We start from the raw sequence: 23,033 nt of genomic DNA on the forward strand, positions 1-23,033 counted from the left end.
CGCGAAACCGGGCCGAGGGTGCTCGATCTGCGCGGCCGGAAGCGCTGGAATGGTGCCCATGACTCGAATCGGAGCCGAACGGGTGCCGGTGGGAGCGGGACCCCTGACGCGGGCGGCCGTGGTGGCGGTGGCCCGGCGCGGCGCAGGAGTGGAATTGGACGCGGACGCGCTGGCGGAACTGGCGCGGGTGCGGCAGCACATCGACGCGCTGGCACACAGCGACCGGCCGGTCTACGGGGTGTCCACCGGGTTCGGGGCGCTGGCGCTGCGGCACATACCGCCGGCCCGGCGAACCGACCTGCAGCGCTCGCTGATTCGCTCGCACGCCGCCGGGGCCGGTGCACCGGTGGAGGCGGAGGTGGTGCGGGCCATGATGCTGCTGCGCTTGCGCACCCTGCTGTCCGGGCACACCGGGGTGCGGCCCGGGACCGCGCGGGCGCTGGCCGGACTGCTGGACAGCGGGCTGATTCCGGTTGTGCCGGAATACGGTTCGCTGGGCTGCTCGGGTGACCTGGCGCCGCTGGCGGCGGTGGCGCTGGCACTCATGGGGGAGGGGTCGGTGCTCGGGCCCGGCGGTCCGCGCCCGATCGGGCCCGCGCTGGCCGAGCACGGGCTGACGCCGATCACCTTGGCGGAGAAGGAGGGCCTGGCACTCACCAATGGCACCGAAGGCATGCTGGGCATGCTGGTGCTGGCCATCGAGGACCTGCGGCGGCTGTTCGACCTGGCCGATCTGACCGCGGCCATGAGCGTGGAGGCGCAGCTGGGCACCGATCGGGTGTTCGCGGCGGATCTGCAGGAGCTGCGCCCGCATCCCGGACAGGCGGTGTCGGCGGCGCGCATGCTGGCGGCGCTGGCCGGGTCCGAGATCGTGGCCAGTCACCGGGGTGAGGACTGCCCGCGGGTACAGGACGCGTATTCGCTGCGGTGCGCGCCACAGGTGCACGGCGCGGCGCGGGACACCCTGGACCACGCCGAGACCGTCGCCGCCCGCGAATTGCGGTCCGCCATCGACAATCCCGTGGTGCTCGCCGACGGCCGGGTGGAGTCCAACGGGAACTTCCACGGTGCTCCCGTCGGCTACGTGCTGGATTTCCTGGCCATCGCGGTCGCCGACGTGGCCGGCATGGCCGAACGCCGCACCGACCGCATGCTGGACGTGCACCGATCCCACGGGCTGCCCGCATTCCTGGCCGCCGATCCGGGCGTGGACTCCGGCTACATGATCGCCCAGTACACCCAGGCCGGGGTGGTGACCGAGCTGAAGCGGTTCGCGGTACCGGCGTCGGTGGATTCCATCCCCTCCAGCGCCATGCAGGAGGACCATGCGTCCATGGGCTGGACCGCGGCCCGCAAGCTGCGGCGCGCGGTGGACGGGCTGACCACGGTGCTCACCATCGAATTACTCACCGCCGCACGCGCATTGGACCTCCGCGCACCTCTGCGGCCCGCTCCGGTGACCGGGGCACTGCGGGATCTGGTGCGGGCTCGGGTGCCGGGACCCGGGCCCGACCGCCACCTCGCACCGGATATCGCCACCGTGTCTGCACTGGTGCGGTCGGGCGGGGCGGATCACCTTCTCGACCAGGGGGTTTCGTCATGACCCGAATCGTCCGGGCCGCCCGCGGCGCCACGCTCACCGCCCGCACCTGGCAGACCGAAGCGGCCTGGCGCATGCTGCACAACAATCTGGATCCTGAGGTGGCCGAGCGGCCACAGGATCTCGTCGTCTACGGCGGGACCGGGCGAGCGGCCCGGGACTGGCCCAGCTTCGACGCCATCGCGCGCACCCTGCTCGACCTGCGCGAGGACGAGACCCTGCTGGTCCAGTCCGGCCGGCCGGTCGGCGTGCTGCGCACCCACGAGTGGGCGCCACGCGTACTCATCGCCAACTCGAATCTTGTTCCGGACTGGGCGAACTGGCCGGAGTTCCGCCGCCTGGAGGCGGCCGGGCTGACCATGTACGGGCAGATGACCGCCGGGTCCTGGATCTATATCGGCACCCAGGGGATCCTGCAGGGCACCTATGAGACCTTCGCGGCCGTGGCCGCCAAGCGATTCGGCGACACCCTGGCCGGAACCCTCACGCTCACGGCGGGTCTGGGCGGTATGGGCGGGGCGCAACCGCTGGCCGTCACCATGAACGGCGGCGTGGCGCTCTGCGTCGAATGCAATCCCCGGCATGCCCGCCGCCGGGTCGAGACCCGGTACCTGGACGAGATCGCGGACGACATCGACAACGCCCTGGCACGGGTGCTCGCCGCCAAGGCCGAACGGCGGCCACTGTCGGTGGGGCTCATCGGCAATGCCGCCGAGGTCCTGCCGGAACTGCTGCGCCGCGACGTCGAGGTGGACATCGTGACCGATCAGACCTCGGCCCACGACCCGCTGACCTACCTGCCGATCGGTGTCGCGCTGGAGGACTGGGACGACTACGCGGGCCGCAAGCCCGACGAATTCACCCGGCGCGCACGGGATTCCATGGCCATCCACGTCGGCGCCATGGTCGGCTTCCTGGACCGCGGCGCGGAGGTCTTCGACTACGGCAATTCCATTCGCGGCGAGGCGAAGCTGGCCGGATACGACCGCGCCTTCGACTTCCCAGGCTTCGTGCCCGCCTACATCCGGCCCCTCTTCTGCGCGGGCAAGGGACCGTTCCGCTGGGTCGCCCTGTCCGGAGACCCGGCCGATATCGCCACCACCGACCGCGCCATCCTCGACCTGTTCCCCGAGAACGAGTCCCTCGCCCGCTGGATCCGCCTGGCGCGCGACCGGGTCGCGTTCCAGGGCCTGCCCGCCCGTATCTGCTGGCTCGGCTACGGCGAACGCCGGTCCGCCGGACTCCGATTCAATGAACTCGTCGCCGGCGGTCGGATCGCGGCCCCCATCGTGATCGGCCGCGATCACCTCGACTGCGGCTCGGTCGCCTCGCCCTACCGCGAAACCGAAGCCATGGCCGACGGCTCCGACGCCATCGCGGACTGGCCGCTGCTGAATGCCCTCGTCAATACCGCGTCCGGTGCGAGCTGGGTCTCCATCCACCACGGCGGCGGCGTGGGCATCGGCCGCTCCATCCACGCCGGTCAGGTCACGGTCGCCGACGGCACCCCGCTGGCCGCCCAGAAGATCGACCGGGTCCTCACCAACGACCCGGCCACGGGCGTGTTGCGCCACGTGGACGCCGGATACCCGGAGGCGGAATCGGTCGCCCGCGCGACGAACATTCGAATTCCATTGTGGGAGGACTGATCCGGCGCCTCAATCCAGGTCGATGCGGACGCTCAGGAGGTCGGTGCCCATCACTCGGACGGCTGCGCTGTTGGCCTTCGGGAGGGTGCGCAGACGGGCGATGGGGTCGTCGTCGGGCAGAAGGTGGGCGGTGCCGGTGTACCAGCGGCCGTGGAGGCGGAGGCGGACGCGGGGGTCGGCTTCGATATTGCGGATGTACTGGGAGCGGGTACCGAATTCGGAGACCAGCCAGAAGGACGCGCCGGAGCGGCGGCCGCCGATCGGGGTGAGGCGGGGGCGGCCGCTGACCCGGCCGGTGGTCTCCAGCAGGGTTTGGATGGGTAGGCGGCCCAGGATCGGGTTGCCCACCCTCCGCTGAAATGTTGTGACCATGGCGTGTTGCAGATCGCGTCGGCTCGGCATGGGCCGACGCTAGCACCGGCCGCGGCTCATCGGGCCAGTTGCAGGGCCAGCGTGGCGGCGGCGGGGGCCAGGTATAGCAGGGGGAAGGGGGTGGTCTTGTAGGAATGGGCGCGGATGGTGGTGGCCGCCGCCCCGGTGAAGTAGAGGATCAGGCCGATGGCGGCCGCGACGCCGAGGGGCGGCAGGAAGAAACCGGCCACCAGGCCCAGCGCACCGGCCGATTTGGCCAGGGCCAGCCAGTTCCACCAGGTACGCGGGACGCCGTAGTCGATCAGCGGGTCCACGACGAACTGCTGCTCGGTGAACAGGGAGTACCCGGAGAAGCCGATCCAGAGGGCCGAGACGACACCGACGATGTGGTAGGCGAGGTTCATGGGAGCCACGTCCTTTCAGGTTTGCTGTGCTCTTACCTGAATGACGAAGCGGGAGCCCGAGGAGTGACATCGGGGTCAGGGGAGGTGGGATTGCAGGAAGGTGAGCGCGTCGGGCAGGGAGGCGAGGAACGCGCCGCTGTGGTCCTTGCCGGGGTAGGCGGTGACGGTGACGTGCACCCAGGGGTTGTGGTCCTGGAGGGCGGCACCGTAGGCGGGGGTGTCGGCCGGGGGAACGTCGATATCGGCGGTGCCGTAGCCGATCATGAGGTCGGCGGGGACCAGGTCCTCCTGATAGGAGACCAGCGATCTGATGTCGGCCTCGAAGGTCGGGGTGGGGTTGTCCGGATCGGCGACGAGCGCCTCGGGGCGGCGGCCCCCGGCGGCGGCCACCAGATCCGAAAGGCATGCGGTGGCAGCCTTTTCCACGTACTGCCTGCCGAAGTCGGACAGGTACGGGGTTACGGTGCCGGGCGCGAGCTCCTCCAGCGTGGCGAGATAGTAGCCCGCGTAGCCGACCTGGTTCTCGGAGCCGGTCGAGCCGAGGCGGAACATCTCCCGCAGGCTCTTGGCCGGATTGGTGCGCAGGCCGGTGGCGATCACGCCGGTGAGTCCCCTGACGGCGGCCGGGTTCCGGGCGTACAGGGCAGCCGCGCTCATGACGGCGTGCGCGCCCTCGGACTGGCCGATGAGCACCCAGCGCGCCGACAGCGGGACGGGCAGACCGCGAACGGCCGTGATCGAGTCGAGAATCGAGCGGCCCTCGACCGCGGTGTTGTAGTAGCTGAAATTGCCGCCGGTGCCCAGACCCTGATAGTCGGGCGCCAGCACGGCGTAGCCCCGGTCCAGAATCTGGTTGAAATAGCTGCGATTTCGATCCGACTGCGGCCGATGCGAGGGCGCGCAGTCATTGCCGATCCCGGTCGTGCCGTGCGCCCACACCACCAGCGGCCAGCCACCCTGCGGCGGCAGCCCGGACGGCAGATACAGCGCCGCGCCTGCCCGGGCCGGATTCTCCCGCTGATCGACGGTGGTGTAGGTGAAGCCGAGCGACTCCGCGGCCCTGTCGAAAGACCATGCGCCATTGAGCAATTCGATCCCGCTCAGCCGCCCGAGATCATTGCTGTCGGCCGTGGCCGGCGCCGCCGTCACGGTCAGGGTGGCGGTCAGCGCGGCGCAGGCGCTCATCGTGCCCGCGGCCAGTACGGCCTGCCGGACCGCGGCTGCGAACCTGCGACGAATCGGCATGGCCATCACTCCCTTTCGGTGGGCAACCCTCCGACCATACCGCCGTCATTCCATCCCGTGGGCCTGCGCCACCAGATCGAAGAACACCCAGACGCCGCCCTTCTGATACGCGTCCGGTGTCTCCGATCCGCCCAGGAACGGGTACGGAGTGGCGATGTACACCTCGTCGTCGGCGAGCGGGCCCAGGCGCCGGCGGATCTCGGCGACGTGCCCCGGCTGGAGGACATAGGTGATGACGTTCGGGTCGAACAGGACCCGGCTGACGAACTCGGTGATCTCGGTGAAGACGCCGTACGGCTTCACGCCGGGGCTGTAGGGATCGAGAATTCCGTACTCGCCGGTCCGGCTGCTCATCAGGAACGCGCACCCCAGATCCGAGTAGCCGACCACGATGTCGAACTGCGGATAGTGTTCGGCCCAGGCCGGCATCACCCGGTCCATGCGCTGGTCGCCGATCAGACGGAAGGGAACGCTGGTCACTGTGTCCATCCAACCAGACCGGCGACCGGGACCGATCCTCGACAGGTCCGGCCGCACCGCGCGAAGATCGAATCACCCGTCGTAGTGGAGGTGCTCGTGACCGAAGAATGGCGCAAAGTCGCTGAGCGCGTCCGCAACTGGGGCCGCTGGGGCGAGGACGACCAGCTCGGCACCCTGAACCTGCTGACCCCGGACCGCATCGCCTTTGCCGCCACCCGGGCACGCGCGGGCCGCACCATCCAGCTGGGCATCCCGTTCGACGCGTACGGCCCGCAGGGCTCGAGCGGCTTCCGGCGCAACCCCATCCACCTCATGGCCGTGGACGGCGGCGACGCCGGCCTCGCGACCGCCCTGGACGGCTGGGGTGGCCGGAACGAGGCACAGGTGGCGGGCATGTACGCCGCCGGCCCGATGCGCTACAACGACGACTACATCATGATGCCGCTGCAGACGGCTACGCAGTGGGATGCGCTCTCCCACGTGTACTACGACGGCCTGCTCTACAACGGCTATCCGGCCGCGGCCGTGACCAGCTTCGGCGCCGCCAAACTCGGCATCGAACACGTCGCCGAGCGCGGCGGCGTGGTGGGCCGCGGCGTGCTGCTGGACGTGGCCCGGCACCGCAACCTGGATCGGCTCGAGGCCGGGACCGTCGTCACGCCGCAGGACCTGCAGGCGACGGCGGACGCGCAGGACGTCGAGCTGCGCCCCGGCGACATCCTGCTGGTGCGCACCGGCTGGTGGACCCGATTCCTCGAAACCCGCAGGGCCGCAGAATGGTTCGGCGGCAGCCCCGGCCTGAGCTGGCGCTGCGCGGAATGGCTGCACGAGCACGATATCGCCGCGGTCGCGGTGGACAATCCGGCCGTCGAGGTCATGCGCCCCGAGGACGACGTCATGATGCCGCTGCACATGCTCGCGCTGCGCGACATGGGGCTGCCGCTCGGCGAGATCTGGGACCTCGAAGCCCTGGCCCGCGACTGCGCCGAGGACGGCGTCCACGACTTCCTGCTGTGCGCGCCCGCCCTGCGGATCCCGGGTGCGGTAGGGAGCCCGATCAGCCCCATCGCCATCAAATAGACCGGCCGAGAACACCTTTCAGAACGCCGCCGGCACCAGGGCGCCGATGAAGACCACCCGGCGACCGTCTATTCCGGATTTCCACGATGGCAGACCACCCCGGACGTCGGGACGAGGCTCGGCGGTATGGGCCCGAAACCCGGGCCGGCCCGGTAGATTCGGCACCGCTCATGGTCAAAATTGGACAGCCCATCCGGACACTGCAGTACGCGCCGACGGCCGGTTCCCCCACCGGTCTCGAACTGCTGACCTTCGACCAGCTGCGCCGGATGCCGGTGGCCGCCGGCCACGAGGTGATCCGCGGCGACTTCCACGTCCTGGCCCGCTGCACCGCCGGAAGCGGACGCGTGACCATCGACTTCGTCGCGCACGACCTGGCCGCGGACACGGTCGCCTGGATCCGCCCCGGCTGGACCCACCGCTGGGACGATATCGCCGAGCTGAAGGGCGATCTCGTCCTGTGCCGCTCGGAACTGGTGCCCGCCGCGGCCCTCGGACACCTGCCGTCCCCGGCCACACCCCCGGTGGTGACCGCGAATCCCCTGACCGACTCCGCCTTCGAACATCTGACCAGCGAATACGCCGTCGATCCGCCGAACACGGCCATCCTGCACCACCTGCTCAGCGCGGTGACGCTCCGGCTGGCCGCGGGTCTGCCCGCCCTGCCCGACCCCACCGACCTGTTCGATCGTTTCGCCCGCCTGGCCGAGCGGTACCACTCCGAAACCCGCGAAGTCGCCTGGTACGCGGCCCAACTCGGCTACTCGCCCCGCACCGTCTCGCGCGCCGTGCAATCGGCCGTCGGCGCCACCGCCAAGCAGTACCTGAACGCCCGCGTCACCCTCGAAGCCAAACGCCTGCTCGCCCACGAGCCGGTCACCACCGCCGAATGCGCCCGCCGCCTCGGCTTCGACGACCCCGCGAACTTCACCAAGTTCTTCCGCGCGAACACCGCCACCACCCCCACCCGGTTCCGCCTGGATCTCACCGGGCAATAGATCCAGGCCCGGATCGGGCCGGTCTTCACGCCACGGGCCGACCGCGGCCACGGCTACGCCTCGGCACTGGTCGCGGAGGTTTTCCGGCGGCTGCGCCGAGACCGGGGCCGAGGTCTGCCTGTACGCCGACATCGACAATCCGACCTCGAACAAGATCTACCGCGCCATCGGATTCGAGGCGGTCATGGACGAGGTGCACTACGCCTTCGAGTGAGCGTCGTGCTCCGAGTCACGCCTTGTGCGCGAGGCCGCCGTAGGCGGCGATCGGGGCGGGTTCGCCGATTCGGGCGGGGTTGATGCGCCATTCGGTGATGCGCACGAACCCCGGCTCGTCGAAGGACAGGCCGTCGAACGCTGCCCGGATCTGCTCCTGGGTACGTGGGTAGTACGGGACGCCACCGGATTTGGCGTATTCCTCGCACAACTCCACGTACGGCCGACTGTCGGTGGTGCCGTCCCACAGCACGAGATAGCTGCCCGACGGTACTGCCTGCATAACCGTGCGCACGATCCGCAGCATGTCGTCGTAGGTGCGGGCGTGCCCGAGCACCCCCATGAACATCACCGCGATGGGCTGCTCGAAGTTCAGCACGGAGCGGGCCTCGGCGATGATCTGCTCGGGATCGTGGAAGTCGCGCTCGATATAGGTGGTGACACCCTCAGCGGTGGTGTCGGTCAGCAACGCGCGTGCGTGGGCGAGTACCAGGGGGTCGTTGTCGACGTAGACGATCTTGGCGTCCGGCGCCACAGATTGGGCGACCTCATGGGTGTTCTGCATCGTGGGCAGGCCGGTGCCGATATCGAGGAACTGACGAATCCCGGCTTCGCGGGCCAGGTGGCGGACCGCGCGGATGAGGAACTCGCGCGATTGCACCGCCATGGTCGCGATGTCGGGATCGATCTTCAGGCTCTGCTCACCGACCTCCCGGTCGATCTCGTAGTTGTCCTTGCCGCCCATCCAGAAATTCCAGATCCGCGCCGAATGCGGGATATCGGTACGGATCACCGGTCCGGTCTCGTTCACGTCGAATTCCATTCCTTCGTCGATGCACGCGCCCCACACCAGCCGTGCTGCGCGCCCCCGACCCGGTCGTGCACCTCCGGCGTCCTCGACGCTGCAAAGCGCAAATCAGCCCATATAGTAGTCCGAACATGTTGGCCCAACGCAACTTCCATGATCGACAGAACCTGCATGTCCGGTCCCACCGCGCGCAGCCCGTCGGCCAGCATCTCCTCCCGAGTCGAGTTCGTCCCGAGCTCGACGGCTGCACTGGGCCCGGCGAGACCGTCACCATCGACCGGTCCACCCGCACCACGGTGAGCCAGGGCGTGGGCGGCACCGTGGTATCGGAGTGGACGGTCTTCGGCGGTGGCCACACCTGGCCCGGCGCACCGGTGCCGGAACCCTGGGCCGGCAGCCCGGGCTCGGCGGTATCGCTGGAATTCGATGCCGCCGAGCAGATCTGGCGCTTCGCCGAGCCGCTGCTGTTGTCAGCGGACGCCCGCAAGCTCTGAAAAGATCTATCGGGCAAAAGGAGAACGGAATGGCGATCATCGGCAGACTCCTGCGGAACCGGCGCGCCGCGCCCGAGGACCTGGCCTGGTGCCGGCCGAATCTGGCAGCGGGTGACGTCTTCGAGGTGACCAGCAACGATTTCGAGCACGAGGCGGCGCTCGATGTCCGGCACGCCATGAAACGGGTCGGGGGACAGGACCTGTCGCCCGCACTGGCCTGGTCGGGAGTCCCCGCGGACACCGCGCAGCTGCTACTGGTGGTGGAGGATCAGGACGCGCCGTTCGGCGGTCCGTTCGTGCACGCGCTCGCGCTGCTCGATCCGAAGATCGGCGAACTGCCCAGTGGCGCACTGGCTTCCGGCTCCACCGTCAACGGTGTCGAGGTGCTGCGCTCGAGCTGGGGTCGCGGATACCTGGGTCCGGGTCCGGTCCCGGGGCACGGGCCGCACCGGTATGTCTTTCAGGTCTTCGCGCTGACAGAAGCGGTCACCATCCCCGGCGGCGGCGCTCCCGAATCGGCCAAGCCGCAGGCGGTGCTCGCCGCTGCCAGGGCGCACGCCCGGGGCCGGATCGACGGTTTCTACGAACGTCCCTGACCGGATACGGCAGAGACCCCTGGGAATGACGAAGAGCCGCGGCCCGATAGGCCTGCGGCTCTGTTCTTTTCGGATACCACTGTCAGTTGGCGGTGTTGACCGGTAGCGACAGCACCACCTCCTGTTCGTTCTCGGGCAGATAGTGGACGTTCACCACTCGGCCGACCTGGACCATCGAGACCGCCGCGGGGGGCAGGAACTTCTCGGTGCGCGTCTCGAAGGTGCTGCCGTCCGGGCGGGTGACCACCAGCACCAGATCCAGCCGCGAGTGGCCGTCGCGGATCTCCCCGGGCACCGACAGCGACCGCACCACGGCCTGGGCCGCGATGCCACGCCGGGCGATATCGAGCTTGGCGGGGGTGGTGAAGCCCTTGCGGATGTTGGCCGCGTTCATGGCCTCCTGTGCCGCGGAGGTATCTCCGGACATGTCCACCTCGACCTTCTCGAGCCGGTCGGGCAGGTAGCGGACCGGCAGCACCACGCCGGGCCGCAACAGCGCCAGCTGGGTCAGCGGCACGATCATCTTGGCGTGCGAGGCGAAGACCTTGCCGTCGGCGCCCTCGACCCGGAAGTCGATGCGCACCTGCGGCTGCTCGTTGAGGTAGACGCCGGTCTGGCGGACACCCTCGACCGTGCCCAGACCCACCACGCCATTGCGGAACTGGGAGCTGTTGTTGCCGGTGAATGCCGACATGATGCCGTCGCCGGTGAAGGCGAAGGCGATGGGGACGATGGTCAGGGCGATGATCGGCAGGGCCATCTGCGGGCCGACCCAGCCGAAGACGCTGTCGGAGGTGAGGCCGTGCCACAGGTAGTAGCCGATGGCCAGGACGCCGAGAGCGAGTGCTGCGTAGCGGATTTGGTTCTTCATGAGCTTTCCGGATCGGAGACGTGGGGGAGGAAGAGCCCGCTCATGCCCGGTGGCACGAGCGGGGAGAACAGGGCCCCCGCGTCGGGGGCCGGTGGGCGGACCGGCTCAGCCGCCGATGATGGTGCTGCAGGCGAAGACGATCTCGAACTTCTCGGTCTTCGGGCCGGCCATCGGGTTGGACAGATCGGGGGTGCCGACGCCCTCGCCGGTGACGGTGTAGGTGTTGCCGCTCTTGGTCACCTTGGCGTTGCCGCCCGGCATGCCGTTGCCGAAGCCGAGGGCGTACGGCTGGCCGTTGTCGCCGCCCTTGGTGCCGGTGATGCCGACCGCCTGCACGGTGGTGTCGCCGGTGATGGTGGCGCTCGCGCCGAGCGTGCCGTACGTGGAGTTGCCGCTATCGGTCAGTGCCAGCGCCAGATTGCCGCCCTGCTTGGCGCAGGTGGTCTCGAACTTGGCGCTGATCGCCTTGCCGCCGACCGAGGCCGAGGACGCACCGCCTGCGGGGGCCGCGGAGCCCGAGGCCGAGGTGGCCGCGGCGGAGGTGGCCGCGGCGGAGGTGGCCGCGGGGGCGGTGGTGGTCGGGCTGGACTTGGAGCTGCTCGAGTTGCTGGAGCAACCGGTGACCAGCAGGGCCGCCGCGGCGGTGGCGGCGAGGACGGCGGTGGTCAGGCGGACGGGCTTGGAGTTCATGGTCATTCCTCGTTCTCGTAATGGTGGCTCCGTGGTGGAACCGATGCCAGAACCGTAGAAATCGGCACCCGGCCTACCGATCCCAACTTCCGGCACGCGAAAGGTGGTGGAACTGGGCTAACCTGGGCGAATGCGACGACCGCGGGCCATGGTGCTGGATGAGGTGTGGCGCCGCCTCGACGGGGTCGAACCCTTGAGCGGACCGCACGGCGGACCCCTGCGGCGGACCGTCAAGCTGATCCTGGATCCGCTGGTCATCCGCCCGGTTCAGCACCCGCAGTGCGCGGGCTCGATGCTCTCCGCCGACGGAGCGGTGTTGCTGGCCACCCGGATTCACGCCGCCGCCGATGTCCTGCGCGCCGCCGCGGCCTGGTTCACGCTGCTCAAGCAGACGCGCCGGGCGCTGCGGATCACCGAGGGCAATGCCCAGGACCTGTACTTCCAGCGCTGCTTCGAACTCGCCACCGTCTCGGGCCTGCCGGACCCGGTCGGCGACCGCCCCGCCGCGGAAGCCGCGCTGCGCGAGATCCACGGGCTCGCCGCCGGCCGCACCACCCAGGCGCTCAAGGAGTACCTGTCCGAACCGGCCCGGGTCGGCGAGCTGACCGAACTGATCCAGACGGCCTGGCGGCGGCGCCCGCTGACCGAGGTGCCCGACCACTCCGAGCTGCTCGCCGGACTCCTGGAGGATTGCGCCGCAACCAGATTCGACGGCGCCGATGACCCCGCCGTTATCGACGCCGTTATCGACGCATACGTCGGCACCCACACCGGAATCCGGCTGTGGCTCAATGAAATAGGCTGCACCGCACAGGAATTCGGACTCACGCTGTACCCTCTCCCGCTCCCGCCCCAGGTCGGCTTCTCGGCCTCCACCGCCACCCTCGGCCTGCCCCTGGACCGGACCATCCACGAGCGCATCTTCACCGTTCTGCAAGCCTCCAGCGAACGGTCCGACCTGCCTGAGATCCCCGAACTGGTCGCCGCCGAGATCGCCCGCGCCTGCGCCCCCTGGGCCCTGCTGGACGAATCCCTCCGGGTGGCCGCTGCCGCCGGCGCCACCCTGGCGGTCGACCTCCGACCCCTCGGTGCACCGCTTCCCATCGGCTGCGCCCCGGACGGCGACGCCGCCACTGCTCCCAGATCCACTGTCACCCTGGCCGGCGCGGCCACCGGTCTGCTGGGCGCGGCCGTCGGCCTGACCGGCACGGCCGCCGGGCTGCTCGCGGGCTCGACCGGGCTGGCGGGTACCGCGGCCGGGGTGACGGGCGCCGTCGCCGGATTGACCAGCGCCGCAGCCGGTCCGACCCGGCCGGGCGCGTCATCGAGCGGTGGTGTGGCGGCGCGGTTGATCAATGGGCGTTGGCAGCGCGAGGCCTATGTGCTGCAGGCGCGGCGAATGGCGGTGCGGGTGGACGCGGTCGATGGTCCACTGGGGGCGATAGCGGCGGATCTGCGCGTGCCGTGGCGTCCCTACCTGCGCAGACTATGGGCGCGACTGCACGGGCGGGACGTACGTGAGTTCCCCGTATACGCCGTGGACGAGCTCTGGGATCTGCTGGACGGCGTGGCCCGGTCGGTGATCCTGGACCACCGGATGCGGGTGAAACGGGCCCTGGCCGCCGGCGCGGCAGCCGAGCCCGGCGATCGGGAATCGAGGGTGGGATGACGAACTCGGCAATCACGATCCACCGCTACCCGGACGGGTTGCGCGGCATAGTCCCGGTCGGCGACCCGGCCGCCCTGCACGCCGCCCCGGGCCCCGACTCCATGGTGCTCGAGGTCGTCGGCGGCCACCTCATCTGGAGTGTGCTTGCCGGACAGGAACTTCCGGCGGCGCTGATCGACGATGTGGATGCCGCGCAGGAATGGGTGTGGGCGCTCTACGGGGAATCCGCTGCTCTGGCCCTCGACTCCGTCCGGCCGGGCGGGCCGGTGGCGACTGCGGACGAGCAGCCGGTATCGGCGGTAGCCACGGATGAGCGCCCGGTCGAGGTGCCCGCCGCTCCCGTGCTCCGGTCGCAGGCCGTCAGCGCCCGGCGGCTCGCATACGCGCACTGGGCATCCCGGTGGTGGCCGGCGTCCGCCCTGGACGGCATCGCCGACCTCGACCCGGCGCTGCTGGACCGCGATATCGCCCTGCTGACCGAGGAGTGTGAACTGCTGGTGGACGGCGCGGACGCGCTCGCCCCACCGGCTCCCGCCTATCTCGAAACATCTTTGCGCGCTTCGGATTACGCTCTCGCCGCTGGTGACGAGGCCCGGCCCGGCGGCACCCTGGTACTGGCCCGCGGCACCGGCGGGTGGGACTGGCGCCGCTGCCCGCCCGGGCTGGTCGACGCCTCCGAATCCGCGGTGTCCTGGGAACTCGTCCGCGACGCCGGAGCGACGAGCGTGGCCATCGCGGTGGCGGCGCACCCGGGTCTGCCCGATGCGGTTTCGGCCCACCTGCGGCCCTGGGCCCGCATCGATACCGGCCGTGGCGAGCTCGACACCGAACTGCGGGCCGCCGACGACACCTGGATCGGCGAATCCGTGCTGTCCGCACCGGCTTCCGCCGTCCGGGTCGCCATCCATGTCCCCGGTTTCGGGCCGGATCCGGAGGCCGGCCCGGCTTCGGCCGATGACCCGGCCACCGACACCGCGGCCGCCCTGCGCCGGCAGATCCGCGACTTCGCGGCCGCCCGGCTCCGCACGGCGGCCGGCCCGGCCACCGGCGATTCCGGTCCCTTGGCCCCGTTGCTCGCGGAAATCGCAGCCGCAGAGGCAGATTCGGACTTCTGAATGCCGAATGACGAGTCGGTGGTCGACACAGCGGAGAGTCCATTGCTGCGGGCCGGGGCCGAGGCGGTCGCGCGCGGCGAATTGTGGGAGGCGCTGCGGATCTTCGAGCAGGCCGTGGAGACGGAAACCGGAGATCTGCGACTGTGCGCGCTGGTGGACGTGGCGGTGGTGACCGATCGGCTGGGGGATCATGCGACGGCGATGGAGCGGTTTCGGGAAGCGTTGGGGGAGATGTCTTCCGACGCGCCGCGGATGTATCCGGGTGCGCTGATCGGGCTGTCGCAGGCGATGCAGAACCTCGGGGATCTGGATGGGGCGCAGGAAGCCCTCGAGCGGGCTCGGGCGGCGCTGGGCCGCGCGGATGCGCCGGGAGACCTGCGCCTGGCGTGCCTGGTGTCGTCCACGGCGGTGGCGTTGCGTCGGCAGCAGTGGTGGCGGGCCCTCGATCTGGCGGGCGAATCCCTAGATGCGGCAAAGCTTTTCGGTCCGGAGTGGGCCGGGCACCCGCTCATGAATTTGGCCGCCGCCCACTTCGAGACCGGGCGCTGGGAGCTGGCACAGGATTTCGCCGGTCAGGCGCTGGCGGTATTCGAGTCGGTGAACGACAGCGCGGGGGTGGCCGAGACCCGGCAGAACCTGGCGCTGATGTACATGCGCACCGGATCTTTCGATGATGCCGAACCGCTGCTCACCGCTGCCCAGGAACACTTCGAGGCGGCCGGTGCGGCGCATCGCGCCGGAATCGGGCTGAAGGTCATGGGATTCATCGCCGAGCACCGGGGCCGGCCTGAGGAGGCCCAGTCCCGGTATCGCGAGGCATTGCGCCGATTCGAGGAATCCGGGGCGGCCATCGACACCGCGGATGTGCGATTCCGCCTGGCCGCCATGACATTCGCAGCCGGGCGGTTCGAGGAGGGCGAATCCGAACTGGCCGCCGCTCGCGCCACCTACGCGGTGCGCGGCCTGGGCCTGCACTGCGCGCAGCTCGATTTCTGGCACGCGGGGCTGCTGGAGCCGCTCGTCACCCAGGTCCCCGGATTGCTCGCGCGGGCAGTGGATCTCGCGGTTCCGGCGGCGCTGGCACTGGATGCCGTCCGTTACGAGCTCCCCGACGGCGCCCAGCGCGACACCTGGAATCGTCGCATCGTGAATCCCGCTTTGCGCGTCGCCTTCCGGTACTCGTATCTGGCCGGTGATGCCCGGCTGGTCGCCGATCTCATCGAAAATCAGTGTGCAGGAACAATTTTGGATATCAGCAGACTGTCCGCGGAACCGCCCGCGCCGTTCGATCTGTTCCAGCCCTTCGAACCGCCGTCCGAGTCGGCCGCCGTTCAGGACGCGCTGCAACTCGGCACCGCGCTGGCGGCGGTCGCGGCCGGCGCGGGCCTGCCCGTCAGCCCGCCGCCGCGGGTCTCTGTTCCGCCGGACGGCCATATCGCCCTGTCCGCCTGGCTGGATGCCGCCGAGCAGCGGTACGGCCGTCGTGTCCGCGCCGAGCGGGTGATACCCGCATGACACCCACCGTCTGCGTCCGCATGGCCGATGCGGGCGACCTCTATCTGACCTGGCGCTGGACCGACGAGAGCGCGCCCGGCGGCGTCGGCGTGGTGCCGGAGGACCAGGTCGAGGCGGCCTTGGCCCGGTTCGCGGCGGCCCTGCCCGCGCCCGGCGTGGCCGGTGGCCTCGAATCCGCGCTCACCACCGGTGAACTGGCCTCCTACCCGGCGGAAAACACGCTGGCCCAATACCTCTCGTCGACCTTCCTGCATTACAACCTGGCGGTGCGGCTGCACGAGCTCTATTCGCAGGGCATCCGGCCGCGTATCCGCATCCAGCCCTCGCCGCGCACCGCGCAGGTGCCGTGGGAGCTCATCGCCCCCGATCCGGACGTGCGGCTGGTGGAGATCGCCGACGTGAGCGTGCTCGCGCCCACCGGCATCGTGCACGCGCCCGCCCGGGCGACGCGGTCGTGGGCGGAGACCCGGACGCTGCCGGTGGTCGCCATCCTGGATCCGCGGGTGCCCGGCTTCCGTGCCGACTCCGCGCTGGGATCGGTACTGGGCCGGATGGCCGCGGACGCGCCGCTCGCCGCCCTGGTTGCCACGCACGCCGCCGCCGACCGGCTGAGCCCGGCCGTCGACGATCCCCTCGCGGCGTTCCGCCGGACCGATCTGGACCGGGCCTGGCTGAGCCGGACCCTGCACGCGGGCGCGGCCCGCCTGCTGTACGTCGGTCACGTCACCGCCGCGGCCCCCGAATCCGGCCGCAGTGAATCGGCCACCCTGCACCTGTCCTGTACCGCCGCGAGTCCGGGCTGCGCACCGGCCTACCGTGACCATCGCCCGCTCTCGGCCCGCGACCTGTTGCTCGGCACACACGCGCTCACGGACGGTGTGGGCCATGACTATTCGAGCAATGGGCATGGCGAGGCGGTGCCTCGCACCGGGCCCGAAATCTGGCCGATCCCGAGCCGGGTCGCCCTGATCGCCTGTGAGAGCGGCGGCGACCTCCGGTTCGCCGAGCCCCTCGGTCTGGTCGCGGCCATGCTCACCGGAGGCGCGGAAGTGGTGACGGCCGGGCGCTGGCCACTGCCCACCGATCTCGCCTTCCATCGCTTCGCGGGCACGCCCACCACCACGCACCCCTTCCAGGAAGCGGTGTGCGCCATCGACGCCGCCCACGAATCGCCCGATCCGGTCGCCGCTCTCAACGCGTGGCAGCGTGCGCATCTGGCCGCCTGGCGCAGCACCGGCGAGATTCAGCATTCCCCGCTGATCTGGGCCGCCTTCGCCACGGTCGACGCTCGCCGCTGAGTCACGAGAACGGCTGAGCCCCCAGAACTATCGCCCCAGAAAGTCGCGGGTCACGAAAAGATAACGCCCCCACCAGTTCTCCGATGAAGCCTCACGAAAGATCGGGAGCGGAGGGCGAATGGCGCGAATCGTGACAGGCATCGTGGTGGCGGCGCTGGCGGCCGCCCTGGCATTGATCGCCGGGCCGATCGGCCGCGCCGAGCCGGATGGCCTGCGGCACTGCGAGGTCAGTGCGGGCCGGCAGCCCGAGACCGCGACACCCGAAGAGGTGGGACTGGATTCGGCCGCGCTGCGGCAGGCCGTGGACTTCGCCTCCGACCCGACCCGATTCACCGTCCAGGTGTTCCGCAACAACTGCCTGATCGGCGGTGGGCCCAGCAATCAACGCGCGGGCGGCGTCGCCTGGAATCTGTGGAGCGGCACCAAGAGTGTGGTGTCCCTGGTCGCCGGGATCGCCGTGGACGAACACAAACTGCGCGTGGACGATCCGATCGACGTCTACCTGCCCGCCGGGCTCGGCGACGCCCCACATCGCGCGATCACCGTGCGCAGCCTGCTGACCGAGACCTCCGGCATGGAGGTCGCCATCGCCTCCGAGGGCGTCACCGGGCTGGTCCGGCTCGACCCGAACGTGGTGGCGCAGGCGCTGGCCATGCCCATCCAGCATCCGCAGGGTGAGACCTGGCAGTACAGTCAGCGGGCCGTGGACCTGCTGGTCTATGTCATCCAGCAGGCCGTGGGCGAGGACTTCCAGGCGTACGCGCAGCGGAACCTGTTCGGCCCGTTGGGCATCGAGAAGTCCGACTACCTCTGGGCGCGGGACCGCAGCGGCAACACCTACGGGCACGCTCACCTGGTGCTGCCGCCCGACGACTACGCCAAACTCGGCCTGCTGCTGGTGAATCGCGGCAATTGGCATGGCCGGCAGCTGATCTCCACCGGCTACCTGGCGCAGGCCACGACGCCGAACGATGTCAATCCCTGCTACGGCTTCCTGATCACCGTCAACGGCCCGGATTGCGAGGACCTGTTCCCCGGACTGCCCAAGGACGCCATCCAGATGGCCGGGATGATGCGCCAGGACAACTTCATCGTCCCCAGCCTGGGCCTGCTGGTCAGCTGGACCGGTGTCACGGTTCCCGGTGGCGCGGTGAGCTTTCCGCACGACGTGCTACGTGGGCTCACCACCGCGTTCCGGACCCCGAGCCTGCCCGACCCGGGTCCGTACGTACCGCGGCCGGACACCAGCCTCACCGATCCGATGTTCATGAACCCCGACGCCACGCTGTCCGCTCTGGGCCTGGGCCCGATGGCCTACCCGGGCTGCGGCATTCTGGAATGCCTCGGTAAGCCGCTGTATCCGCCGTTCGGCGACTGGCCGCCGGGCTGCTTCATCCTCGGCTGCGTGGGGACCGACCCGGCGACGCCGGGCATCCGCTGACCGGTTTCGCCGTGTGGCACACCACCGGGCGAATCCGGATGAAATCCCCGGTGGCGTGCCGCGCGGCGGGACCTATTGGGGCTGGCCGCAGTTGGCGCAGAAGGCGGCACCCACTTGGACCTGGTGGCCGCAGCCTCGACAATTCGATTGCAGGGACAGGGCGGTGCCGCAGGTGGAGCAGAACCTGCCGCCGGTGGTGTGTGCGCCGCAGGTCGGGCAGGACACCCGGGCCGGGGTGGCCACATCGTGCTGGGACGCCCAGTCCTGCTGATAGGCGGCCTCGCGGATCTGCGAGCCACGGGCCTCGGCCTGTGCCTGAGCGATCTGGTGCGCCACCTGCGGCGAGCAGTTGGTGCACTGACCGACCTGCTCGTTCCAGCAGACCTGATGGCAGACCCAGCGGCCGCAGCCGCCGCACGCCCGGAAGTCGTTGCGCACCTGTTCGACCGCACGCGCGAACGCCTTGTCCTTGGTGCTGGAGGAGGAGCCGCCCCAGTGGTTCGAGTAGCTCTCCGCGGCATTGGAGATCTTGTCGATGGCGCGCACCTGATCGCCGAAGAGGTCGCGCAGCACACGCAGCGCACCCCGGCCGCGGGAGAAGTAGTTCTGCTCGAACGGCGACTTGTACGTGGTGCTGCAGCGATCACAACGGAACTCCCACTGGAATCCGTCATCGTTGGATTCGTCGTGGTAAGAGCTGGTGAAGACGACCGGACCGGTCATGGTCGAGTTATTCCTTTGCGGCTGAGCGGAACTCTGTGAACGGACGCGCCCGGAGCCCCCCGGACCGTGTTTCGTCAGGTTCTTATCGTATGACTCAGTCCGCCCGCAACACATCCCACGAATCCCCCGCGGCCGGGGCGCGGATCACGCGGTGAAGCCGACCTCCACCTCGGTGCGGTCGCGCCGCGTGTACATCTCCCAATACTGGTCGCCCAGTTCGGTATTGGTCATGCGCACGATGTCGACGCCCGCCGGAACCAGCTCCGGATGCTCGTCGACGATTCGCTCGGCCGCGCTGTCGCCGATCAGCACCCCGATGTTCAGCAACCCGACATACACGCCCGTATCGCGCAGTTCCTCGGCCAGTTGCAGCAGGTAGCCACGCTGAGCTGCCAGGGCGACACCGAAATTCGACAGATAGGGCAGCACCACGTTCGGTGAGGAGCCCGAGGAGAACAGGAGTGCGCCCGCCCCGCGCTCGACCATGCCGGGGGCCAGAGCGCGGGTGACGAGCATGGGGGAGTGCAGTTTCAGGGCCATGGGCAGGCGCAGGTCCGGTACGTCCAGGGCCAGCGTGGACGGGATGCGGTCGGCCATCTCGCCCGCCGCGCCGTGCAGGGCGACGTCGATCTCGCCGAAGGTCTGCCGGATGGTCGCGACCGCGTCGGCGATCTGCGCCGCGTCGGTCACATCGGCGGGGAAGGCCGCGGCCTCGATGCCTTCGGCCTTCAGATCAGCGACATGCTGTTCGGCCTTGTCGGGTTTGCGGCCGATGACGGCCACCCGGAAGCCCTCCCGGCCGAAGCGCCGGGCGACGCCCATGCCCAGGCCGGGGCCGAATCCGAAGATCGCGATGGTCTTGCTCATGCTCGTTCCTCACTAAGTTGAGTCATGGTTCAAGTTATGTGACCGACGCTAGCATGAACTTGAACCTATGCTCAACTTAAATTCGCTGCCCGATTTGTAGGATCGGCGAATGCCCGCGCAGAAACCCCTCCGCCTCGACGCCCGCCGCAATCGCGACGCGCTGGTGGCCGCGGCGCGCGAGGTCTTCGCCGAACGCGGGCTCGACGCGCCGCTCAAGGAGATCGCCGCCCGCGCGGGCGTGGCCATCGGCACGCTGTACAACCGCTTCCCGACCCGGGACGATCTGATCGCGGCGGCCGTGGAGGATCGCATCGAGGCGGGCGGGCGCATTGCGGAAGAGGCCCTGGCTCTTGATGATCCGTGGGGGTCGTTCGTCTATCTCGTTGAAAAGATCTGTGAGCTACAGGCTTACGACCGGCTGCTCAACGAGCTGGCGCTGCGTGCCGCGCCCAGTCCGGAGATCGCCGCGCAACGCGATCGAGGGCACGCGGTCATGCGCGAAATCATCACGCGCGCACAAGATGCCGGGGTGCTGCGGGCGGACTGGGCGCTCGAGGACATCGCCTTCATCACCTGGTCGCACACCCGGGTGGTGGAGCAGACCGCGGGTATCGCACCCGAGGCCTGGCGGCGCAATCTGGCCCTCATGCTCGACGGGCTGCGCGCGGAAGCCGCTCACCCGCTGCCGGTTCCGCCGATCAGCGAAGAGCAGCTGAGCCGCTCGCTGCTGGCCGATCCGGACCGCGACTGACCGGGCGGATCGCCGCCCCGAGAAAACGGTGGAATCGGCTCCGGTTACCGTCGAGGGGATAATTCGTTCGCTTGTGTGTTGGAGGTAGTGACAATGGCAGGGATTCCCGCGGTACCGACCTCGCTGCTGGTGGCCGGAGGGCTCACCGGTGGCTTCGCCCTCGCTCAGGCCACCAAGAAGCGTCAGCTCGGTGGCGCGGTGTTCGCGGCGGGCACGGCGGCCGCCTTCCCGCGCTGGCGCAAGACGGTCGGCACCGGTGGTGCGGCCGCGTTGACCGGGCTCGCCGTCGGCGCGATGGGGGCCTCGCACCCGCTCGCCAAGAAGATCGGAGCCTGGCCGTCGGTCGCGGTGGTGTCCGGTGTGGTCGCGGTGGCCGCGTGGGCCGCGGTGGACCGTCGCGCCTGATTCATCCGCCGGTCCTCCGGCGTGTTTCGGACCGTAAGGTTCGAGGGCGTGCCGGGGGACCGGAAGCGCAATACCGTGGAGTATGCGCACTTTCGTTCATCTGCTGCTGTTCGCCGCCGCCATCGCGGTGGCGGTCGGGGTTTTCGGTCCGCTGGTCGGCACGGTCGACGCGCGGAATGTCCAGTTCTCCGACCTGCGGAGCGGATTCGCCTCGGGCCGGTCACTGGACCAGATCGGCGCGCAGTCAGGGTCCTTCACGACCTCCCTGGCCATCGGGCTGCTCGGAGTGGCGGCCGTGGTGCTGGTGGCCGCGCTGGTCGGATCGCGGATCCTGGGCTGGATCGGCGTCCTCGTCGGCCTGGCCGGGCTCGGCGTGCTGACCTGGCGGCTCGACCAGCGCTTCGATCACGAGCTACGCACCGAATACCGGCATCTGCTCAGCGGGACCTGGGGGTTGTACCTGGTCGGCGGCGGGCTGGTGCTGTCGCTACTGCTCCTGCTGATCCCCCGCGAGCGCCGCTTGCCGCCGTCGCCCGGACCCGGCTTCTGATCTCGTAATCCACTGTCGGCCTTCACTGTTCGATCAACTACCGAACCACCGCGTAACCCGGCGTCGTATCTAGGGCGAACGAGGAGGTTCATTCGATGCACACCAACAACGCCCTGATCGCCGTCCGGAAACCGCTGACCTGCCTGGTCGCGGCCGGAGCCCTGTTCGCCACCGTCGCCGGCATCGCCGCGGCCGAACCGCCGGGCTCGTCGATCTCGGGCGGCTCCGGGGCCGGATCCACCGCCCCCGGCACATCCCACCACACCGTCATCACCTACTCGACCGACCCCTACGGCTACTCCTACCAGTACGAATACGTCGACCCCGCCCCGCAACCCGCCGCCCCCGACCCGGCTGCCACCAACCGGCTCAGCACCGGCGGTTCGGACCACACCTGGATGCCCGTCGCCCGCCCCGACGGCACCGGCTGGACGGTGTGCACCCAATATTCCACCGTCTGCGGACGCAGCCGAAAATCCTGACCCGCCTTGGGTGGGATCGCTCCGAACCGCTGCTCTCGCAGTGAATTCCGGAACCTCACCGGCCGAGTAGCTGGATCAATCTGCGCAGCTGCGCGCTGTAATACTCTTCGAATTCCGGTGAGCCGGGCTGCTTTCCGGTCGCCTGCAGGGCCGTCTCGGGAAGCATGACGGGTGCCAGAATCATGCCCATCAGGGCCATTCTGACGAAGGCGGGGTCGACCCCGGGCGAGATCTCGCCGCGTTCCTGAGCTCGGGTCAGGTTTTCCAGATCGGCGTCGACAGTAGCCGATCCATCCAAATAGTCGGTGGCAGAACCACTTCCGGTAAGGCCGCGCCACACCAGCAGACGGGCCGGGCGGGGATCGGCGAGCACCGCGGACAGATACCGGGCGGCGACCTCGTCGAGCGGGAGTTCCGGATCCGCACGCTCGGCTTCCGCCGCGGGCCAGCCACGCTGAATCTCTTGGTACAGGCCCTCTTTACCGCCGAAGTAGTAGGCGATCAGCTGCTTGTTGACCCCGGCGCGATCGGCGATCTCCTGCACCCGGGCACCGTCGAAGCCCTTGGCGGCGAACTCGTCCAGGGCCGCGTCCAGCAGGGCCTGGCGGGAGCGCTCGGCATCGCGGCGGCGATCGGCGGCGCTGGGCGCGCGCCGGGGCCGGCGGCCCGCGGTAGGCGGGACGGGGTCCGTGTCGGGGTCGGGCGCGGTTGCCATCC

The 23,033-nt window shown here is 69.8% G+C and carries 25 protein-coding genes; 15 read left to right on the forward strand and 10 right to left on the reverse strand.

Features of this window, described 5'->3' with window-relative positions:
• The first annotated feature begins 58 nt into the window (after window positions 1-58).
• Both hutH and hutU read left to right on the forward strand, forming a co-directional pair.
• Window positions 59-1,603: a histidine ammonia-lyase gene (hutH, locus tag AB0L60_RS23875; protein WP_364617582.1), complete on the forward strand. Its 1,545-nt coding sequence runs from the start codon at window positions 59-61 to the stop codon at window positions 1,601-1,603.
• Entirely contained in the window at window positions 1,600-3,249 is a 1,650-nt protein-coding gene (gene hutU, locus AB0L60_RS23880; RefSeq protein WP_364617584.1) for a urocanate hydratase, read from the forward strand. The genes hutH and hutU overlap by 4 nt, the downstream gene beginning before the upstream one ends.
• A 9-nt stretch (window positions 3,250-3,258) precedes the next feature.
• On the opposite strand, the gene AB0L60_RS23885 is transcribed toward hutU, so the two are convergent.
• From AB0L60_RS23885 to AB0L60_RS23900, 4 genes are all read right to left on the reverse strand, one after another.
• Complete coding sequence (locus tag AB0L60_RS23885) at window positions 3,259-3,651, reverse strand: nitroreductase/quinone reductase family protein (protein WP_364617586.1); 393 nt, start codon at window positions 3,649-3,651, stop codon at window positions 3,259-3,261.
• A 26-nt stretch (window positions 3,652-3,677) separates the two neighbouring features.
• Window positions 3,678-4,025, reverse strand: a complete 348-nt coding sequence (locus tag AB0L60_RS23890) for a DoxX family protein (protein WP_364617588.1) — start codon at window positions 4,023-4,025, stop codon at window positions 3,678-3,680.
• A gap of 75 nt (window positions 4,026-4,100) precedes the next feature.
• Entirely contained in the window at window positions 4,101-5,270 is a 1,170-nt protein-coding gene (locus AB0L60_RS23895) for a lipase family protein (RefSeq protein WP_364617590.1), read from the reverse strand.
• Between the two features lie 45 nt (window positions 5,271-5,315).
• On the reverse strand, window positions 5,316-5,750 hold the full coding sequence (locus AB0L60_RS23900; protein WP_364617592.1) for a T6SS immunity protein Tdi1 domain-containing protein: 435 nt from the start codon (window positions 5,748-5,750) through the stop codon (window positions 5,316-5,318).
• A gap of 96 nt (window positions 5,751-5,846) precedes the next feature.
• Between AB0L60_RS23900 and AB0L60_RS23905 the strand changes: the two genes are divergently transcribed.
• Together AB0L60_RS23905 and AB0L60_RS23910 are read left to right on the forward strand one after the other, a co-directional pair.
• The gene (locus AB0L60_RS23905; RefSeq protein ID WP_364617594.1) at window positions 5,847-6,830 is read left to right on the forward strand and encodes a cyclase family protein; all 984 of its coding nucleotides are present in this window, start codon (window positions 5,847-5,849) and stop codon (window positions 6,828-6,830) included.
• Between the two features lie 170 nt (window positions 6,831-7,000).
• A complete protein-coding gene (locus AB0L60_RS23910) occupies window positions 7,001-7,828 on the forward strand; it encodes a helix-turn-helix domain-containing protein (RefSeq protein ID WP_364617596.1) in 828 nt (275 codons plus the stop codon).
• A 229-nt stretch (window positions 7,829-8,057) separates the two neighbouring features.
• On the opposite strand, the gene AB0L60_RS23915 is transcribed toward AB0L60_RS23910, so the two are convergent.
• A complete protein-coding gene (locus AB0L60_RS23915; RefSeq protein ID WP_364617598.1) occupies window positions 8,058-8,852 on the reverse strand; it encodes an SAM-dependent methyltransferase in 795 nt (264 codons plus the stop codon).
• Window positions 8,853-8,980: 128 nt separating this feature from the next.
• On the opposite strand from AB0L60_RS23915, the gene AB0L60_RS23920 reads away from it, so the two are divergent.
• Together AB0L60_RS23920 and AB0L60_RS23925 are read left to right on the forward strand one after the other, a co-directional pair.
• Window positions 8,981-9,343 (forward strand): hypothetical protein, encoded by a 363-nt coding sequence (locus AB0L60_RS23920; RefSeq protein ID WP_364617600.1) that lies wholly within the window; start codon window positions 8,981-8,983, stop codon window positions 9,341-9,343.
• 29 nt (window positions 9,344-9,372) lie between these two features.
• Window positions 9,373-9,939, forward strand: a complete 567-nt coding sequence (locus AB0L60_RS23925) for a YbhB/YbcL family Raf kinase inhibitor-like protein (RefSeq protein ID WP_364617602.1) — start codon at window positions 9,373-9,375, stop codon at window positions 9,937-9,939.
• Between the two features lie 82 nt (window positions 9,940-10,021).
• Here the strand turns inward: AB0L60_RS23925 and AB0L60_RS23930 are convergent, their stop codons facing one another.
• Both AB0L60_RS23930 and AB0L60_RS23935 read right to left on the reverse strand, forming a co-directional pair.
• A complete protein-coding gene (locus AB0L60_RS23930) occupies window positions 10,022-10,810 on the reverse strand; it encodes a hypothetical protein (RefSeq protein ID WP_364617604.1) in 789 nt (262 codons plus the stop codon).
• A 105-nt stretch (window positions 10,811-10,915) separates the two neighbouring features.
• Window positions 10,916-11,500: a lipoprotein LpqH gene (locus tag AB0L60_RS23935; protein WP_364617606.1), complete on the reverse strand. Its 585-nt coding sequence runs from the start codon at window positions 11,498-11,500 to the stop codon at window positions 10,916-10,918.
• A gap of 148 nt (window positions 11,501-11,648) precedes the next feature.
• Between AB0L60_RS23935 and AB0L60_RS23940 the strand changes: the two genes are divergently transcribed.
• From AB0L60_RS23940 to AB0L60_RS23960, 5 genes are all read left to right on the forward strand, one after another.
• Window positions 11,649-13,169: a hypothetical protein gene (locus AB0L60_RS23940; protein ID WP_364617791.1), complete on the forward strand. Its 1,521-nt coding sequence runs from the start codon at window positions 11,649-11,651 to the stop codon at window positions 13,167-13,169.
• Window positions 13,166-14,284 (forward strand): hypothetical protein, encoded by a 1,119-nt coding sequence (locus AB0L60_RS23945; RefSeq protein ID WP_364617608.1) that lies wholly within the window; start codon window positions 13,166-13,168, stop codon window positions 14,282-14,284. Before AB0L60_RS23940 ends, AB0L60_RS23945 begins: the two co-directional genes overlap by 4 nt.
• A complete protein-coding gene (locus AB0L60_RS23950; RefSeq protein ID WP_364617610.1) occupies window positions 14,285-15,799 on the forward strand; it encodes a tetratricopeptide repeat protein in 1,515 nt (504 codons plus the stop codon).
• Window positions 15,796-17,097, forward strand: a complete 1,302-nt coding sequence (locus tag AB0L60_RS23955; RefSeq protein ID WP_364617612.1) for a hypothetical protein — start codon at window positions 15,796-15,798, stop codon at window positions 17,095-17,097. The genes AB0L60_RS23950 and AB0L60_RS23955 overlap by 4 nt, the downstream gene beginning before the upstream one ends.
• A 118-nt stretch (window positions 17,098-17,215) precedes the next feature.
• Window positions 17,216-18,538, forward strand: a complete 1,323-nt coding sequence (locus tag AB0L60_RS23960; RefSeq protein WP_364617614.1) for a serine hydrolase — start codon at window positions 17,216-17,218, stop codon at window positions 18,536-18,538.
• 72 nt (window positions 18,539-18,610) lie between these two features.
• On the opposite strand, the gene AB0L60_RS23965 is transcribed toward AB0L60_RS23960, so the two are convergent.
• Window positions 18,611-19,261 carry a zinc ribbon domain-containing protein gene (locus tag AB0L60_RS23965; protein WP_364617616.1) on the reverse strand — a complete coding sequence of 217 codons (651 nt, stop codon included), beginning with the start codon at window positions 19,259-19,261 and terminating at the stop codon, window positions 18,611-18,613.
• A gap of 144 nt (window positions 19,262-19,405) precedes the next feature.
• Entirely contained in the window at window positions 19,406-20,128 is a 723-nt protein-coding gene (locus tag AB0L60_RS23970; protein ID WP_364617618.1) for an SDR family oxidoreductase, read from the reverse strand.
• Between the two features lie 109 nt (window positions 20,129-20,237).
• On the opposite strand from AB0L60_RS23970, the gene AB0L60_RS23975 reads away from it, so the two are divergent.
• The 4 genes from AB0L60_RS23975 to AB0L60_RS23990 all read left to right on the forward strand — a co-directional run bounded on the left by AB0L60_RS23975 (window position 20,238) and on the right by AB0L60_RS23990 (window position 22,316).
• Entirely contained in the window at window positions 20,238-20,879 is a 642-nt protein-coding gene (locus tag AB0L60_RS23975) for a helix-turn-helix domain-containing protein (protein WP_364617620.1), read from the forward strand.
• Between the two features lie 93 nt (window positions 20,880-20,972).
• A complete protein-coding gene (locus AB0L60_RS23980) occupies window positions 20,973-21,284 on the forward strand; it encodes a hypothetical protein (protein ID WP_354835563.1) in 312 nt (103 codons plus the stop codon).
• 82 nt (window positions 21,285-21,366) lie between these two features.
• Window positions 21,367-21,834, forward strand: a complete 468-nt coding sequence (locus tag AB0L60_RS23985) for a hypothetical protein (protein WP_364617623.1) — start codon at window positions 21,367-21,369, stop codon at window positions 21,832-21,834.
• Window positions 21,835-21,929: 95 nt separating this feature from the next.
• The gene (locus tag AB0L60_RS23990; RefSeq protein ID WP_364617625.1) at window positions 21,930-22,316 is read left to right on the forward strand and encodes a hypothetical protein; all 387 of its coding nucleotides are present in this window, start codon (window positions 21,930-21,932) and stop codon (window positions 22,314-22,316) included.
• A 55-nt stretch (window positions 22,317-22,371) separates the two neighbouring features.
• On the opposite strand, the gene AB0L60_RS23995 is transcribed toward AB0L60_RS23990, so the two are convergent.
• A complete protein-coding gene (locus AB0L60_RS23995; RefSeq protein ID WP_364617627.1) occupies window positions 22,372-23,031 on the reverse strand; it encodes a TetR family transcriptional regulator in 660 nt (219 codons plus the stop codon).
• Between the last annotated feature and the right edge of the window lie 2 nt (window positions 23,032-23,033).

This window comes from Nocardia sp. NPDC051981, from assembly GCF_040680715.1.
Lineage (GTDB): Bacteria > Actinomycetota > Actinomycetes > Mycobacteriales > Mycobacteriaceae > Nocardia.

Coding starts and splice junctions, on each gene's coding strand:
- hutH (WP_364617582.1), top strand. CDS start 59: ATGACTCGAATCGGAGCCGAACGGGTGCCGGTGGGAGCGGGACCCCTG.
- hutU (WP_364617584.1), top strand. CDS start 1,600: ATGACCCGAATCGTCCGGGCCGCCCGCGGCGCCACGCTCACCGCCCGC.
- AB0L60_RS23885 (WP_364617586.1), bottom strand. CDS start 3,651: ATGCCGAGCCGACGCGATCTGCAACACGCCATGGTCACAACATTTCAG.
- AB0L60_RS23890 (WP_364617588.1), bottom strand. CDS start 4,025: ATGAACCTCGCCTACCACATCGTCGGTGTCGTCTCGGCCCTCTGGATC.
- AB0L60_RS23895 (WP_364617590.1), bottom strand. CDS start 5,270: ATGCCGATTCGTCGCAGGTTCGCAGCCGCGGTCCGGCAGGCCGTACTG.
- AB0L60_RS23910 (WP_364617596.1), top strand. CDS start 7,001: ATGGTCAAAATTGGACAGCCCATCCGGACACTGCAGTACGCGCCGACG.
- AB0L60_RS23920 (WP_364617600.1), top strand. CDS start 8,981: ATGTTGGCCCAACGCAACTTCCATGATCGACAGAACCTGCATGTCCGG.
- AB0L60_RS23925 (WP_364617602.1), top strand. CDS start 9,373: ATGGCGATCATCGGCAGACTCCTGCGGAACCGGCGCGCCGCGCCCGAG.
- AB0L60_RS23930 (WP_364617604.1), bottom strand. CDS start 10,810: ATGAAGAACCAAATCCGCTACGCAGCACTCGCTCTCGGCGTCCTGGCC.
- AB0L60_RS23935 (WP_364617606.1), bottom strand. CDS start 11,500: ATGAACTCCAAGCCCGTCCGCCTGACCACCGCCGTCCTCGCCGCCACC.
- AB0L60_RS23940 (WP_364617791.1), top strand. CDS start 11,649: ATGGTGCTGGATGAGGTGTGGCGCCGCCTCGACGGGGTCGAACCCTTG.
- AB0L60_RS23945 (WP_364617608.1), top strand. CDS start 13,166: ATGACGAACTCGGCAATCACGATCCACCGCTACCCGGACGGGTTGCGC.
- AB0L60_RS23950 (WP_364617610.1), top strand. CDS start 14,285: ATGCCGAATGACGAGTCGGTGGTCGACACAGCGGAGAGTCCATTGCTG.
- AB0L60_RS23955 (WP_364617612.1), top strand. CDS start 15,796: ATGACACCCACCGTCTGCGTCCGCATGGCCGATGCGGGCGACCTCTAT.
- AB0L60_RS23960 (WP_364617614.1), top strand. CDS start 17,216: ATGGCGCGAATCGTGACAGGCATCGTGGTGGCGGCGCTGGCGGCCGCC.
- AB0L60_RS23965 (WP_364617616.1), bottom strand. CDS start 19,261: ATGACCGGTCCGGTCGTCTTCACCAGCTCTTACCACGACGAATCCAAC.
- AB0L60_RS23970 (WP_364617618.1), bottom strand. CDS start 20,128: ATGAGCAAGACCATCGCGATCTTCGGATTCGGCCCCGGCCTGGGCATG.
- AB0L60_RS23975 (WP_364617620.1), top strand. CDS start 20,238: ATGCCCGCGCAGAAACCCCTCCGCCTCGACGCCCGCCGCAATCGCGAC.
- AB0L60_RS23980 (WP_354835563.1), top strand. CDS start 20,973: ATGGCAGGGATTCCCGCGGTACCGACCTCGCTGCTGGTGGCCGGAGGG.
- AB0L60_RS23985 (WP_364617623.1), top strand. CDS start 21,367: ATGCGCACTTTCGTTCATCTGCTGCTGTTCGCCGCCGCCATCGCGGTG.
- AB0L60_RS23990 (WP_364617625.1), top strand. CDS start 21,930: ATGCACACCAACAACGCCCTGATCGCCGTCCGGAAACCGCTGACCTGC.
- AB0L60_RS23995 (WP_364617627.1), bottom strand. CDS start 23,031: ATGGCAACCGCGCCCGACCCCGACACGGACCCCGTCCCGCCTACCGCG.